The organism is Reticulibacter mediterranei, assembly GCF_016587455.1.
In genome coordinates this window covers 924,965-940,373 of record NZ_BNJK01000001.1, presented here as the reverse complement: position 1 = coordinate 940,373, position 15,409 = coordinate 924,965, and the positions used below count along the sequence as shown (strand labels likewise).

Here is a 15,409-nt window from a genome sequence, read left to right as displayed (position 1 = left end):
AACGATGGAGAAACAGGGGTGTCGCTTGTTGCGCTTGGACTGATAATAATCGCCGCTATGATGCATGCTGGTTGGAATCTGGTTGTCAAGCAGGCCACGCGTAAGCAGGTGTTTATGTGGTTAGCTCTGGTGGTGGGCGTTATCTGCTTTCTGGTGGTGCCTCTCACCAGTTCTCCACTTCCGTTGAGCGTGTGGCCTTATATTGTGGGGAGTGCGGTCGCCGAAGCGATTTACTATGTGACCTTGACGTGGGCCTATGATCTTGATGACTTCTCCTTGATTTATCCCCTTGCTCGCGGAGCAGCTCCTGCTCTGCTTTTTGTCTGGGCAGCACTTTTTCTCGGCGAGACTCCGCGTCCTGTTGGTCTGATCGGCATTGTACTGCTGGTTATTGGCTTGATGGTTGTTGGCAGCGGTTCGCTGTGGGGTGCGTTGCAGAAAGTAACGTTGAGTAGAAAAAGCATTGCTGTTGCATTGATGACTGCCTGCTGTGTCTCTATTTATACGGTGATTGACGGAGCGGCTGTACGGTTTGTGGCGGCAGTTCCGTATACTGTGGTGGTGCTTGGCCTGTCTGCCCTGCTTTCTATTCCTGGTGTGGTGGCACGTTATAGGGTATCGGCAATCTGGGAAGAGTGGCAACTACACTGGTGGCATATTATCCTGGTGGGCCTTGCATTGATGATTACATATATTATGGTGGTCTATGCCTACTCAATAACTCGGGTCAGCTATGCGGGAGCGATCCGTGAAGTGAGCGTTGTGTTCGCAGCGCTTGCAGGCTGGCTTTGGTTAAGGGAGCGTTTTGGGATTGCGCGGACCATAGGATCTGTGCTTATTTTTATGGGCATTATTGTTGTTTCTCTGGATACTATAAAATAGCTGCAAGCAAATGAGGAAATTGCCATACAGGGCTTTCCAGTTCTCCGCTCAAAGGGGTGCAGGGGTCTCCCTGCCGGGGTCTGGGGTGTCCCCAGTTTCCTTCCCTCCTTCGCGCGCCGCCGCAGGCGGCGCGCAAAAGAGAAGAAAAAAGGTTTTTGCGGGGACACCCCGCACCCCGGCAAAGGGCTGCCGCCCTCTGCACTCCCGCTAGATGGGAGAATTGGAAAGCCCTGATTGCCATAGTATATAGTTGACAAATAGCAAAGCAACAGGTATTATGTAAGAGCAAATTGCACTTCATAGGGAAAGGACGGGTTATCGAATGAAACAAAGCAAGAACTCCTCCACACAATCTGCCAGGTCCAGGCGGCTGACTTTCTAGTGATGATGTCAGGATTTCCATCGCATGTCTAAATTTTCAAAGCCCTATGAAGTATTCGAGCATACTGCCGATGTTGGCTTGCATGCGTACGGACAGAATTTGACCGAGTTGTTTATCCATGCTGCACAGGGGATGGAAGATCTGATGGTCCCTCTTGAGCAGATAAGGATAGCTACCAATCGCGAGATTACAGTCGAAGGTCATGATGCTGTTTCTCTGCTCATTGCATGGCTCAACGAACTGATCTTTCTGTTCGATACTGAATACCTCCTCTTGCGAGATTTTACGATTGACAGCATCACCGCAACACAACTGGTTGCTCATGCATCGGGCGAGCCGTACGATGCACAACGGCATGAGCTAAGTAGCGCCATCAAAGCCGTCACCTGGCACGAGGCAGCGATTAACTTCACCGATCAGGGATATCAGGCACGCATCATCTTTGACATTTAAGTCTGCCTTCAGCATAGTTCTGTCCACCATCATTTCGGGTCTGTCGTGTGTTTGTCAGACCTGTTATCGCTGTGTGCCGCATCATAGCTGTGTTTCTATTAAAGATATCCCTGAGTAGTTAGTAAAGGGCTATACCTGACATGCAACAACGTTGCATGCTTCCACAATAAACCAGGAGAAATACATGGGCAATAGCAAAGAAAAGATTCCATTGCAGCGCATCGATCCGTTCCTCTGGCGCATTCCTGCCAGTTACCAGGAAGGAATGCGGGTTCCAGGCGTGGTGTATGCAGACGATGAATTAATCCAGCAGATCCTCGATGATAATGCTTTGCAGCAGGTCGCCAACGTCGCAACGCTGCCAGGGATCGTTGGTTACTCACTGGGCATGCCTGACATTCACTGGGGATATGGGTTCCCGGTGGGAGGAGTTGCCGCGACCGACGCAGAGACGGGCGTGGTTTCGCCAGGGGGCATTGGCTTTGATATTAACTGCGGTGTGCGCCTGATGGCGACCGAGCTGGTGCGCGACCAGATTCGCGGACAGGTCGAGAAACTGGCGGATGCGCTGTTCAAGGCCCTGCCCTCTGGTGTGGGCGGTGCGGGCATGCGCGAGCTGACCACCCACGAGATGCGCGATGTCATGGTACAGGGTGCGGCCTGGGCGGTGGAAGATGGCTATGGGTTTGAAGAGGATCTGGAAGTCACCGAGGAGCATGGGTGTCTGGCTGGGGCTGACCCTGACAAAGTGTCGCCAATGGCGATGCAGCGTGGGAGGAAGCAGTTGGGCAGCCTGGGATCGGGTAACCACTTTGCGGAAGTGCAGTATGTCGAGCATATCTATGACCAGGCAGCCGCAGAGGCAATGGGCATCGGCCAGGTCGGGCAGATTGTCGTGACCATCCATTGTGGAAGTCGCGGTTTTGGACACCAGATTGCCGAAGACTACATCAAACTGGCTGAGGTCAAGCAGGCTGGGTATGGGTTCAAGCTGGTGGATCGTCAGCTCGCCTGCTTGCCCTTGCAGTCAGATGAGGGAAAAGCCTACCTTGCTGCAATGGCCTGCGGAGCCAATTTCGCCTGGGCCAACCGTCAATTGTTGATGCATGGAGTGCGGCTGGCGTTTTCCAGTGTGTTTGGACGCAAAGCACGGGCCAAAGAGATGCCGTTGGTCTATGATGTCTGTCACAACATTGCCAAGATCGAGGAATATGAGGTCGATGGGCAGAAACGCTGGGTGTGCGTCCATCGCAAAGGGGCCACGCGGGCGTTTCCTCCGCAACATCCGGCATTGCCAGAGAGGTATCGCTCTATAGGACAGCCTGTGCTTATTCCAGGGGATATGGGACGCTACTCCTTTGTGCTTGCCGGTGCGCAAGGCTCAATGGAGCAGAGTTTCGGCTCCTGTTGCCACGGAGCCGGGCGCAGGCAGAGCCGCACCGCAGCGAAAAAGTCCATCAGCCCTCGTGATCTGCTCGATCAGTTGGCGGCACGCGGCGTGACCATTCGCGTCCATAGCAAGAGTCTACTGACAGAAGAAGCGCCGACTGCTTACAAAGACGCGCAAAAAATAGTGGATGTGGTACACAACGCGGGTCTGGCACAATTGGTTGTACGCCTGAAGCCGGTGATTGTCGTGAAAGGATAGCGCCTGATATCTGGAACGAGTCTGTATCTATTGAAGCAGCACTGAGGCGTGAGAGAGTACCAAGCCACCATGTATGGCAGTCCCAGGTACTCAGATATTCCCAAAGCAATGTAGTGGGAAGCGGAATACTTCCATAGACGGAATATTCCGCTTCTTTCGTTCGCAATGAATGAAATTTCCTTGCCTCTGGGAGGCAGGGGACGCCCATCCGCTGTTGAGAGCCTTGACATGCTGCTCATAGAGTACGGGAAGGGATGCCTACTATTTCTTCATACTTCTCCAGCAATTCCAGGAAACTGATCTGGCCGAGATGGTGTTGGTAGCGCAACATCCACATTTCCTTATAGGTTTCCTCGGTCAAAGGACGCTGAATGGGTGGCAGGATCTGCCCCTTCTCTTCTCGCGCGTCAAAGCAGGTCGAGATCTGGGCGAGAAACTCAAAGAGACGTTCTTCTGGTGGTTCCAGGATTGACTCCATAAATGGATCAAGCAAGGCAAAGAGATCATCACGCATAACCCTTTCTCCTATGAAGTCCCTGTTTTGTATGCAGAGAGGATGTCATCCAGCTTTTGACCAGTGAGAAAACGGAGAGACTCAATGATTGGCACATCGCTGCTCGGTGGAAGAAAAGTCGCTTCATCGAACTCCTGGAGAAATGAGCAGCGTCCGTTCTGCACCGCCAACCTGACCTCTTTAAGATATCTTCCCCTGATTTCAACAGCCAGAAAGCTATATAAGAGCGTCAAAGCCGTGTCCTCATTTGTACGAAACACGGCCCCCAGAAAGAACCGGGATTGTGGAGACTGGGAGGGCTGGGAGACACAACGGAATTCCGTGTACGGACATGGCTTGCCTGCTGTGTCGAATGCCTCGTAGGGGTTCTTCTTTCCATTGTACCTCTCTTGTGTTGCCATTTGAGAAGCACTGAGCAGTATACTTTTTTGAGTATTTCTCCTGTTTCACCAGTCAGCGTACCTATATCTAATACTTTATTTGCCTTTGCAAATTATGTGCGCATATATACCTTCTACATTTCTATAGTAGAGTCATCAAGATGTTTTTGTAACTTGTCACTTGCAAGCCTAATGATAGAGATATTACTTTTCTGTTCTGTTGTCATCTCAGCTAATGTTTGATCATATTCTTCTGGGATAAAAATATTATCCCATCCGAAGCCATTGTAGCCTCTTGGTTCCTTAGCAAGTGTACCTTGCATGATGCCAGAGAATAGATGATGTTCGTATCCATCATAGAAATCAAGAGTACATTTTGCAATCGCATGTCGATTTGTTTCTTCGGATAAGATTCGACAAATACCCTGGCTTCCTACTGAATCCAGAAACCATCTGATTAAAGCACCTGGCAGTCCATTCCACGCGGAAAAAGCTAAACCTGTGTCCTCAACTAGAACCGGGGAACCAACTACTTTATACGCCTGTTCTGCTTTAAATCGTACAATGTCGTCAACTTCAATGCCTTGAAGTTCAAGTAAGTCAAGGGGAAATTGGACAATACCACGTTTAAGAAGTGACTGTAGTTCACGAAATTTTCCGATGTTAGTAGTTGCAAACTTTATAGTCAAAGAGATCTCCTTTTATCACGAGCATTGAATAGTATATTATGGTTGAGTACAGAAAGAGTGGGAACCATGTATTCAGGCAAAGTATCGTTCTAAATAGTTGTATTGAAAAGCCTCCCGGAGAGCTGCAATGAGTATGATACCTCCTTTGATTTTGCTTGATCAGGTTATTGGAGTATTTGATCTGTCCAATTTCGACTGATGCAAGAAGCGCTTCGCTGGCTTCGAGGTTCGCAATGGCCCTGAGATACACCGCGTTCTTATCGAGATTGATACGCGAGTGGCTGATGTGGCGAAGTTGTTCGATATCACTTTTCCTGTGTTCTTACAGTATCCCTAATCCTCTCTGTTTTTCCCCGAGCAGAATATCCCTTTATATATAATCTAGGTATTTGGCTCCTGATGCAACTCATATGCTAAACGATCAATATTCATCTCAAACTCTTCATCGTCAGTCATATCAAGCCAGAGACGGGCACGCATACCCAGGCGAGGTCTACATGCTTCACGCATAACAGCTAAGAGACGCCGCTGACTCTGCTCCAGGCCAAGATGTTCAGCTAGGACGTTCTCCAGGTCTGTAAAGTTACTTTTCAGATAGGCTGGTGATAAAACTGCCAATGTATAACGACTGTGCTCAATGGCTTGTTCCATTTCTTTTATGAGTGGAGCGCCCAGTCGGAAATCTCGATAGTCAATGCAGACATGTAATCCTCTGGCTTCTAAGGCGGGTAGCAGGGTCTTGCGTACCCATGTCTTGTCTGGTTCTCGCTGCCGATAGCTAATGAAAATGTCGTACACAAAATCATCAACAGCGGGAATTGCTGAGATTGATGCTGGAGCTTTGCCTCCCAGGTAAAGCACAACAGGAAAGTTCTCCTCTACCTCTGCCTTAAAAAGGGGATGTTGGTTGGGCTGCTCAGCAGTCACTCTAGGTTGTACATAATGGAAAAGGTCAAATATGCGGATAACACCACCGGGACCAGGCACACCGCCTTGTAAGGCATCTAATAAATGCCGTGTAAAAAGGCTATTAGCCGCACCAGGCAGTATATAAGAGAACTCTGTGCTACGTGAAGAGGCGAGGATGACCCGGCCTCTTCCATGCTGTAAGACTTCATAATAGTGTTCAGACAGACCGGATTTTAGTAATGGTGCAGTCGCAACTTTGGGTTGACCAATTCCACCTGAATGACAACAATCGAATATAATCACAACTTTGCGGGCGGGAATAGCGCGTAAGGCGTTTGTGAACTCCTCACCGGATATAGCTGTCTGGGCGACCGTTTGATCTGAATCATAAATTGTATCCACAGGGAGGAGATACTCGCCCGCATAAGGACTGGACTCAATACGACCACCGTGACTGGAGATGTAGAAAAAGACAGCGGAATCTTGATTGCTGTGCTTAGCTAAGTTAGCTAATGCTTGGCGGATTGCTGCTTGAGTCGCCTGCTTATCGAGGAGTAATTGTACATTGCTAAGTAAGTAGCCACACCTCTGTCGATCAATTAATATATTGTAAATGTCTCTAGCATCCTTAGTGATGGTTTGTGGTAATCTGTTGATATACTGATAATCTGCGATACCAATTATCAATGCATGTGCATTATCCATTATCGACATATGATGACCTCCTTACTTACTGCTACAGTTCTCGCGGTAGTAGGATTATATGACTTTAATAGTTTGTATCATGATTTGCATAGACCATTAAAATTGCATTTGACATGTGAGATTGCCAACTTGTTTAGTTCCTCTCTATTCATTCGTGATGGAGTTCTGCTGCGAATAGCTCTTCTTTTCTAACTCCTCCACAGCACCTAGTGCTTTTAACGTAAGCTTCTGCGCTTGAGTTAATCCAATAGCACCACTAATATTCATACCTTCATAAGGCCTAGCGCTTCTCAACGACGTTAAAATCTCACCTGTCTTCATATCCCAAAGTTTAATAGTTTCGTCTTCGCTACTACTGATCAGTATCTGACCACTGGAATCAAATGTTACACACCTTACTGAGTTCGAGTGTAGGTGCAAATTCCTGAAGCATTGCCCTGTATGAACATTCCATAATCTAACAGTACGATCACCACCACCACTAGCAAGTATTCCCCCATCAATATTAAAGCTTACTGTTCGCACCGTATTGGAATGCCCCTCTAAGCTCTTAAGACACAGCCCTGTATAAACATCCCATAGCCGCACGGTCTGATCACTACTACCGCTGGCAAGTATACTTCCATCAGGGCTAAAGGCCACCGACCACACCGGGCCAGTATGCCCCTCCAGAATAAGGCATTTTCCAGTGTGAATGTTCCATAACCTCACAGTTTGATCATCACTGCTAGTGGCAAGTATACTTCCATCTGAGTTAAAAGCTACTGCCTCCACCCAATTAGTATGTCCCTCCATAGTTTTAAGGCACTGTTTTCTAGAAGTGTCCCATAGGCGCACGGTACAATCACCGCTTCCGCTAGCAAGAGTAGTTCCGTCTGGACTAAAGGCCACTGATCTTACCCGGCTCATATGTCCTTCCAGAACTTTGAGGCATTGACCAGTGCGAACATCCCATAGGCGCACGGTACAATCACCGCTTCCGCTAGCAAGAGTAGTTCCGTCTGGACTAAAGGCCACTGACCACACCCAATTAGTGTGTCCTTCCAGAATCTTGAGACATTGCCCTGTACGAGTATCCCACAGTCGCACAGCTTGGTCACTGCTACCACTCGCAAGAGTTTTACCGTCTGGACTGACACTAATAGACCACACCGGGTTCGTATACCCTTGGACTGTTCGTATACATTGCCCCGTTTGAACGTCCCACAGGCGCACAGTTTGATCATCGCTTCCACTGGCAAGAATATTCCCATCAGGACTAAAAGCTACGGATTCTACCCAATTAGTGTGTCCTTCCAGAATCTTGAGACATTGCCCTGTACGAATATCCCACAACCGCACAGCTTGGTCATGGCTACCACTTGCAAGAGTAGCTTCAGTGGGGCTGAAACTGACAGACCATACGTTATTAATATGTCCCTTCAGAATTTTTGTACATTGCCCTGTTTGAACGTCCCACAGACGCACAGTTTGATCATCGCTTCCACTGGCAAGAATATTCCCATCAGGACTAAAGGCCACTGACCATATGGGACGAGTATGTCCTTGCAGAGTCATCAGGGACTTTCCAGTATGGAGATCCCATAGCCGTATAGTTTGGTCACCGCTACCACTGGCGATGATGCTCCCATCGAAGCTGATGGTCACTGAGCGTACTCGGCCTGTGTGTCCTTTCAGAATTTTTGTACATTGCCCCGTTTGAACGTCCCACAGGCGCACAGTTTGATCATCGCTTCCACTGGCAAGAATATTCCCATCAGGACTAAAGGCCACTGACCATACCTGGCTCTTATGCCCTTGTAAAATTTTAAGGCGCTGCCCAGTATAAACATCCCAAATTCCTACTGTCTGATCACTACTACTGCTTGCAAGCATATTCCCGTCCGGACTAAACGCTACTGAACGTATCCAATCAGAGTGACCTTCATAAGAAAGTATTTGTTTACTACCCACCTCCTGCCATAAACGTATCTCTCCATTGGCTGTTGCAGCTGCCAATAGTTTCCCATTCGGGCTAAATGCTACTGAAGGAATGCTACCAAATGCTTCAGTAAAAACGGAGTTAGTAAGATCAGAGTGAGTGAAATTTACTCTATGTAGTCGTACATCCCGTAAATATGCTTGCCAGACAGTCAGATAACTAAAGTCATGGTTACTAAAATCAGTTTTCAACTGACGAAATAGATTAAGCACGTTTCCACCAGCATATCCTGGAATCAAGGGAGAATCTTGACGAAGCCTGGATAAAATTCTGATGAGCTTGTCCTCAATACTTTTTTTGCTCGATATAGATCGTAATCTATCTGCAATTGGTTTTAGAATAAGTCTAACTTGACTCTCCCGAATATAATCTTTAGCCTGAGCCTTCATGAGAGCATAATTCTTAAACGATGAAATCGCCTCAGTATTTATTTCTTGAGCGATTCTCCTTATCAAACGATCAGTAATGTACTCCATAATTGCTGGCTGGAGTGTGAAATAAGCTATTCCGCTACTTTCAATCATTGACCGTCGTTGTAAAGATCCTAAAGCTTCGAATAATTCACCTGTTGATAATCCTCCTATATTTTCTTTGAAATCATTCAATAGCATTGGTTCACGTTCAATCGCCAACCAATGCATACATCTCTCCTCTAACTCTGTTAAACGATCAAGCTGTTGATCTAAAAGATTCCGAATATCTCCAAAGATCGAAGAGTTCTGTACCAGAAAACTATCGATGTCGCCATGAAATAGCTCTTGTATATACATGGCCGCAATCTTTAATGCTAAAGGATTACCGGTATATCTATTGACAAGGGTTATCCATCCCTCATCTGTTCCAAATAACTCTTTGTTTTTGAGAAGTTCCTTTCCTTCAACTTGGCTTAAGCCGTTTAATCTCATTGACTTGATTTTGTTCCCCAGTGAGGCGAGATCTTTTGGCTTCTCTCGACTTGTTATCAATAGACAACTTTTATGCGAAGTCTCTCCCATTCTCCTAATCAATTCTCCATACCCTTCATACCCCTCTCTATAATAACCTGCCCGCTCCCCTCCTAGAAGGATGGACTCAGCATTATCAAGTACTAACAGACAATGGTACTTTCGCAAGTACTCAAAAAGCATTGATAGCATTTGATCTACATTGTGTGGAATACCGGTCTTTTCCTGATTAGCTAAAAATTTAATGCAATCTCCTAACACATCTTCAACGAGCGGCCCATTTTTGATATCGCGCCAAAAAAAGTAATCAAAGTTATTTTTAATGCGTTCTGCTAACTTCGCAGCAAGCGATGTCTTGCCAATCCCTCCCATGCCTAACAGCGCCACAACCTGGCTATCATCATCTATAATCCAATGCATCAATCGTGCAAGCTCTTCTTTGCGCCCGTAAAAAATCTCAGTATTTATTGTCCCAGCTCGGTCTTCTTTACAGAAAGAAGCGCTCTCATCTAAAGCAATCTCGGTCGTTGGCTCTTTCTTAGACACCACTCCTAGAGTATTCAATAGCTTCGTCCATGATATACTTTGAACTTCAGGTTCAGTAAAACTTACATAAGTGAGATAGCGAATACGCAATGGTAGGTCGCATTCTGCCTTAAGCAGCGGAATAAGTCGGCGCTCTAAGTTAGTCGGATCAAGTGTTAGTAGCATCAAATACTCAAATTCAGACCAAGAACTTTTTAAATAATCTGGCGTTAGAACAAGTAACGTTTTACGGCTTGACTGAATTACTCGTTCCATTTCGGATACACTAGGTGTTCCTGCCACAAAATCTCGGAAATCAATACAAACACGCAATCCCTGCGCTTCTAAGGTTGGTAGTAATGTACCACGTACCCAGGGTCGATCCTCGTAGCTGTACGAAACAAACACATCATAGGCAAATTCGTCGTTGCCATTCTTTTTCATACTTGTCCTATACTGGCCATCTGGTAATACTCCAGTACTAAACCCACCCTGTTTCAACACATGGACTACGAAATTCGCAACATTATCAGCAGCCTTTTTCTGTCGCAGGTGCTTATTCTTATACTTTTTACCGTCAGCCCAGTCACAAATCGCCTTGACAACTATCCAGTCAACTTTGTTACGTTGCGCTGCAGCGTACAGTCCGGCCCCTTCCATCTCTCCGCCAATTGCCTCCAACTCGAGTTTACGTAGTTGATCGCTGAAATCCTGACCATCACTGAGTTTCGCACCTGAAAGAATGTACCCCAAATGCGCCTTTGGCCCTTCCCAACTTAAGGAACCATCCCGAAATCGGTCCAGAAGGCGTGCCGATGCTTCTGGACGATGATCTCGAAGAATAATTTCTGCTTTACCATCGATGTCGTCATCTACTCGTTGTAGTTCGTAATCGAGGATCTGCCGTGAAACCAGAATCTCGCCTATCCGCTGCTTACTTGAATTGACGCCGAAAGCAAGCCCAATTATCACAACAGCCAATGGAGATAATACTTTGATTCCCTCCAATACGACAGGAAAAGCTCTATTTGCCCCCAGTGGACCCATCTCCGCTTGCATTAGATAAGTTCTTGCTCCTCCGATAATACCAAGCTCATAGTATGTCTTATTTCCCCTGAATCGCTTCTCATACTTTTTGAACAAGTTAAGCACAGATCTTGTCTCTACTTCAGTAACAGTAACAAGAAGAACGTCTGCCCCAATTATCTGAGCTTGAAATCCTGAGTTTTGAATAGCCTCATGCATAGCAATATTCCTTTCCACTCGATGGAAAACAAAACTGCTTTCTAGTATTATGATTTATATTTATTCACTCAAAATATCGATATAATCATGCCTGTTATTTTGCTAAATATTGAAAATATCGCAAATATTGACCTAAAATACTTATGAGTATAGCCTGGATACCACAAGTATTGTGAGCAGCCACAATACTTTGTGATGATCCACAAGGCCATACGTTCCTCTTGCAGATGAGTTTTGGTCAATTCGTCTAAACCTTTCAAGTGTAGAAAGGAAGTATCAGGTTGAAGCTTTACACGTTTCACCTACCTTAGCTAGTAAAACCCTTCAGTGAAGCTGATATGTAAAATAGTCTGGAGGTCAAATGATCACAGAGAATGATCTTCTCATTCTATGTTGGGAAGGATATGACCCATCTTGTGCTTTTTACTTGCCAAATACCTTTGACAAGCATCGTTGGGTGGATCTATTAGTAAAGGTACACGTGAAGTTATCTGTATACCATGTTCTTCAAGCCCCGCAACTTTCTTGGGGTTGTTCGTCATAAGCCGAATAGAACATTTTCTATTAAGCTTCTTAAGAATTTCTGCTGCTGCTTGGTACTCACGAAGATCAAGGGGAAACCCTAGCAGGTGAAAAGCTTCGACCATGTCTACGTGTTGTTTGACCTCGGTTTCAATTGCTGTGATCTTTTGAGCCAGCCCCAATCCACGCCCCTCCTGATAACTTAGATAGATGAGAAGGAAAGCAGGCTCCTGTGAACCTACGTGAAGAGCTTTTGTGAGCTGAGCTGCACAATCGCAAGAATTCACACCAAAGGATTCTCCAAACAAACATGGCGATTGTATTCGCACAAGAAGATCATCTTGGGGAAATTCTCCTCGTGTTAGAGCAAATGCAAAACTTCCAGTGACGTTATAGGAAATAACGTTAAAATCACCAAACACTGTTGGGCGTACAAATTCTGCAAGACGTTGAACAGTTGAGTTCACAGCAGCGTTGTCGACCATGAATGTTCCCTCCTCATGCTTATGGATAAAGGCAACAGATCCACCGAAAATCTTTTAAAATCGAGCGAGCGTGTGAACCGCATAACTGTTCAACTTAGCTCGACCACTCATGCCTGTCAACTCGATCACAAATGCTGCTCCAACCACTTCTGCACCTAACCTCTCCAGCAAACTTATAGCGGCAGCAGCAGTACCTCCACTGGAGAGTACATCATCGACGACAATAACTCTTTGCCCTGTTTGGATGGCATCCATGTGTAATTCGATAGCACTTTTTGCATAAGATTGTGTATAACTGGTAGCAATTGTCGGGAAAGGTAGTTTTCCAGTTCTGCGAATCGGAATAAAACCTGTTTTTAGTTGCAGTGCTAACGGGGTGCCAAATATAAAGCCTCGTGCCTCGATACCAGCGACAAAGTCCACAGCTATACCATTATATGGTCTTGCGAGTGCAGAAACTATCTCCTGAAAGGTTGTAAATTCGCCGATCAATGGAGTAATGTCTCGGAAGAGAATACCTGGGATAGGGAAATTGGGAAGGGTTCGTATGCGAGTTCTAATTAATTCTTCCACTTGCCTGTCGTTGTCCTCATTTTCCATTGCCATATCTCCTAATGCAGGATGGTCACGGACAGGTAACCTATCCTTAAACGTGACAAGCCTTTACAAGCCCAGCAGCCCTTGTAATGCAAGAGCATTGTTGGTCTGTTCCCAAAACAATTTTAAATCTGATCGTCCAAAGCGTTCGTAATAATGCAATCTGTTGGTATAATCGGTCTGATAATAACGGCATTTGAACAAATTTCTGCTTTTCTATACAAGAAACGCCTTTGTTCTTCTTAATGTAGTAGAGTTTAGTCGTCAGCCAAACAAGGTCAGTGTATGTCTACCAGTTTCTGTACGCTCTATCTGGCCATTATTGCAAATTTGGGTTGACAGAACAGTGTTAACGGCTCAGGTTTTTGCAACGCAGCCTATAGAGCAAGAAAGTGTACAATATCGTATGGGTGAGGAAATAGATGGTCGGCACCCGCCAGAGTCAATTCTTCAATGCTGCCATAACCATATGTAATTCCTCCTGCATGTACTCTATTATATTTTGCGCCAACTATATCGTATTTCCGGTCACCGAACATCATTGTTTTGTCAGGAGAGAGCATTTCCTGATCAAGTGTATACTTAATTAACTCACGCTTGTCACTACGTCGACCATCAAGCTCACTTCCATAGATTCCATCAAAGTATGTTATTAGTTCAAAGTGATGCAATATATTGTAAGCAGCGACACGTGGCTGAGTAGTAACAACGAACATGGGATAACCTCTGAGCTTGAGATCAGCCAGTGCCTCAACCACACCTGGATATACCAAGCTTTCAAGCTGATAGAGTTGAGCATACTGTTCACGATAGAACACAACTGCTTGCTCTAAAAGAGTTGTATCCATTGAATTAAGAAGAGTTGCAAAACATTCGCGCAATGGTGGTCCAAGACACCAGCTAAGGTCCTCTATAGACGGTACAATCTGCCCCAGTTTTTGCAGTGCATAAGTAAAGGATTTCAGAGTAGCAGGTTTCGCATTCATTAAGGTGCCATCTAAATCAAACAAGAGGGACGAAATATCCAGCATCAAAAACCTCCTTGTCTGGCTGCTATTTTTACATTGCTGGCTTCGGATCTACTCTGTTAACAGATATGTATTTTTATCTTTTGCCGCGTAGTGTGACTAAATAATCATCCAAGTCTCCCCTTGTTCATTTGCTATTCTGTAGATTATTCATACTCATTCTACTTTAAGGTAAATCGATTGTCAAGATGCTCTAAATATTATAGATGCATGAATATATTGCAGGAAATGTGTCATATAGAGAACCCAAAAAGTGCTGCCTATGTTACTCTGCTGTTTTGTGTCGGGCTGAGATTGACCCGATTTGAAAGAGTCCCCACAGCTGAGATATACTCTGGCAAGATCAGAAAGGGGATCATCAATGGGAAAGATCCAAAAAGTCTACAGCAAAGAATTCAAAGAGGAAGCCGTGCGCTTGGCGCAAACATCAGGCAAGCCCATCGCGCAGATTGCGCGGGAGCTGGGCATCTCGGACAGTGCGATTCATGGGTGGCGCAAGGAATTGGCGGAACATGGAGAAGAGGCATTTCCCGGCAAAGGCCATCAAACTGCCTTAGAAGAAGAAAATCGCCGGCGCGTATCGTGAGTTAGAAAGAGTACAACAGGAGCGTGATATACTAAAAAAAGCAATCAGCATCTTCTCCCGGGAATCCAAATGAAATATCAATTTATCGAACAGCACAAGCACGAATTTCCGATAGTGGTGATGTGTCAGGTGCTTGCTGTCGCGGAAAGTGGCTTCTACGCTTGGCGCAAGCGTCCCATCTGTCAGCGCCAACGAGAAGATGCTCAAATCGCGCAAGAGATTCGACAGGTGTTTAGCAGCCATCAAGGTCGATATGGAAGTCCACGCATCCACAAGCAACTGCACGATCAAGGACGAGCAATCGCACGCAAACGGGTTGCCAGGCTGATGCGTGAGGCAGATCTCAGTGCCAGGCGCAAAAGGCGTCGGATGATGACCACCAAAAGAGATAAGACTCATCCTGTTGCTCCTAATCTCTTAAATCGGGAATTTACCGCTTCGTCGCCGAATAAGAAATGGGTGACGGATATTACGTATATCCCAACAACACATGGATGGCTTTATTTAGCAGTCATTCTGGATTTGTATTCACGCATGGTTGTGGGATGGTCGATGTCAGGCAGCTGTGATGAGAAACTGGTAGAACGTGCGCTTGCTCAGGCGCTTGCTCGCCGCCGTCCCCATGCAGGATTGTTGCATCACAGTGATAGAGGAAGTCAATATACTTCACAGGCTTATCAGGCATGCTTAGTGCAATCTGGCATACAGGCGAGTATGTCGCGTAAAGGCAATTGTTGGGATAATGCCGCGATGGAAAGTTTCTTTGGAACATTAAAAGAAGAATGTGTAGGAGAAATCATTTATTCATCACACGATGAAGCAAGATTAGCACTGTTTACCTATATGGAAGTGTATTATAATCGCGTTCGTCGGCATTCGACGCTCGGTTACGTGAGTCCACTCCAGTATGAACGGATGGGGAATTAACGAATGT

General features: G+C 46.0%; 10 protein-coding genes and 1 pseudogene. 4 read left to right on the top strand and 7 right to left on the bottom strand.

From position 1 onward, the window contains the following. The first annotated feature begins 18 nt into the window (after window positions 1-18). The 3 genes from K3T83_RS04275 (at window position 19) to K3T83_RS04265 (ending at window position 3,365) form a co-directional block, all read left to right on the top strand. Entirely contained in the window at window positions 19-882 is an 864-nt protein-coding gene (locus K3T83_RS04275) for an EamA family transporter (RefSeq protein WP_220201736.1), read from the top strand. Window positions 883-1,288: 406 nt separating this feature from the next. After that, on the top strand, window positions 1,289-1,717 hold the full coding sequence (locus K3T83_RS04270) for an archease (protein ID WP_220201735.1): 429 nt from the start codon (window positions 1,289-1,291) through the stop codon (window positions 1,715-1,717). 184 nt (window positions 1,718-1,901) lie between these two features. After that, the gene (locus K3T83_RS04265) at window positions 1,902-3,365 is read left to right on the top strand and encodes an RtcB family protein (protein WP_236064813.1); all 1,464 of its coding nucleotides are present in this window, start codon (window positions 1,902-1,904) and stop codon (window positions 3,363-3,365) included. A 235-nt stretch (window positions 3,366-3,600) separates the two neighbouring features. Here the strand turns inward: K3T83_RS04265 and K3T83_RS04260 are convergent, their stop codons facing one another. The 7 genes from K3T83_RS04260 to K3T83_RS04230 form a co-directional block, all read right to left on the bottom strand. Further along, on the bottom strand, window positions 3,601-3,879 hold the full coding sequence (locus K3T83_RS04260; protein ID WP_220201734.1) for a hypothetical protein: 279 nt from the start codon (window positions 3,877-3,879) through the stop codon (window positions 3,601-3,603). A gap of 514 nt (window positions 3,880-4,393) precedes the next feature. Next, window positions 4,394-4,948, bottom strand: coding sequence for a non-canonical purine NTP pyrophosphatase (locus K3T83_RS04255; RefSeq protein WP_220201733.1), 555 nt, complete (start codon window positions 4,946-4,948; stop codon window positions 4,394-4,396). A 381-nt stretch (window positions 4,949-5,329) separates the two neighbouring features. After that, window positions 5,330-6,571 carry a TIR domain-containing protein gene (locus K3T83_RS04250; protein ID WP_220201732.1) on the bottom strand — a complete coding sequence of 414 codons (1,242 nt, stop codon included), beginning with the start codon at window positions 6,569-6,571 and terminating at the stop codon, window positions 5,330-5,332. A gap of 135 nt (window positions 6,572-6,706) precedes the next feature. After that, window positions 6,707-11,257 (bottom strand): WD40 domain-containing protein, encoded by a 4,551-nt coding sequence (locus K3T83_RS04245; RefSeq protein ID WP_220201731.1) that lies wholly within the window; start codon window positions 11,255-11,257, stop codon window positions 6,707-6,709. 383 nt (window positions 11,258-11,640) lie between these two features. After that, window positions 11,641-12,264: a GTP cyclohydrolase II gene (locus K3T83_RS04240; RefSeq protein ID WP_220201730.1), complete on the bottom strand. Its 624-nt coding sequence runs from the start codon at window positions 12,262-12,264 to the stop codon at window positions 11,641-11,643. Window positions 12,265-12,318: 54 nt separating this feature from the next. Further along, window positions 12,319-12,864 (bottom strand): adenine phosphoribosyltransferase, encoded by a 546-nt coding sequence (locus tag K3T83_RS04235; protein WP_220201729.1) that lies wholly within the window; start codon window positions 12,862-12,864, stop codon window positions 12,319-12,321. Between the two features lie 374 nt (window positions 12,865-13,238). Next, window positions 13,239-13,892, bottom strand: coding sequence for an HAD hydrolase-like protein (locus tag K3T83_RS04230; RefSeq protein WP_220201728.1), 654 nt, complete (start codon window positions 13,890-13,892; stop codon window positions 13,239-13,241). A 358-nt stretch (window positions 13,893-14,250) separates the two neighbouring features. Between K3T83_RS04230 and K3T83_RS04220 the strand changes: the two are divergent. Further along, window positions 14,251-15,402: pseudogene (locus tag K3T83_RS04220) on the top strand (IS3 family transposase). The last annotated feature ends 7 nt before the right edge of the window (window positions 15,403-15,409 follow it).

Excerpts from the sequence above, each read along its gene's own strand:
- K3T83_RS04240 (WP_220201730.1), bottom strand. The coding sequence starts at position 12,264 with ATGGTCGACAACGCTGCTGTGAACTCAACTGTTCAACGTCTTGCAGAA.
- K3T83_RS04230 (WP_220201728.1), bottom strand. The coding sequence starts at position 13,892 with ATGCTGGATATTTCGTCCCTCTTGTTTGATTTAGATGGCACCTTAATG.
- K3T83_RS04260 (WP_220201734.1), bottom strand. The coding sequence starts at position 3,879 with ATGCGTGATGATCTCTTTGCCTTGCTTGATCCATTTATGGAGTCAATC.
- K3T83_RS04250 (WP_220201732.1), bottom strand. The coding sequence starts at position 6,571 with ATGTCGATAATGGATAATGCACATGCATTGATAATTGGTATCGCAGAT.
- K3T83_RS04245 (WP_220201731.1), bottom strand. The coding sequence starts at position 11,257 with ATGCATGAGGCTATTCAAAACTCAGGATTTCAAGCTCAGATAATTGGG.
- K3T83_RS04265 (WP_236064813.1), top strand. The coding sequence starts at position 1,902 with ATGGGCAATAGCAAAGAAAAGATTCCATTGCAGCGCATCGATCCGTTC.
- K3T83_RS04235 (WP_220201729.1), bottom strand. The coding sequence starts at position 12,864 with ATGGAAAATGAGGACAACGACAGGCAAGTGGAAGAATTAATTAGAACT.
- K3T83_RS04270 (WP_220201735.1), top strand. The coding sequence starts at position 1,289 with ATGTCTAAATTTTCAAAGCCCTATGAAGTATTCGAGCATACTGCCGAT.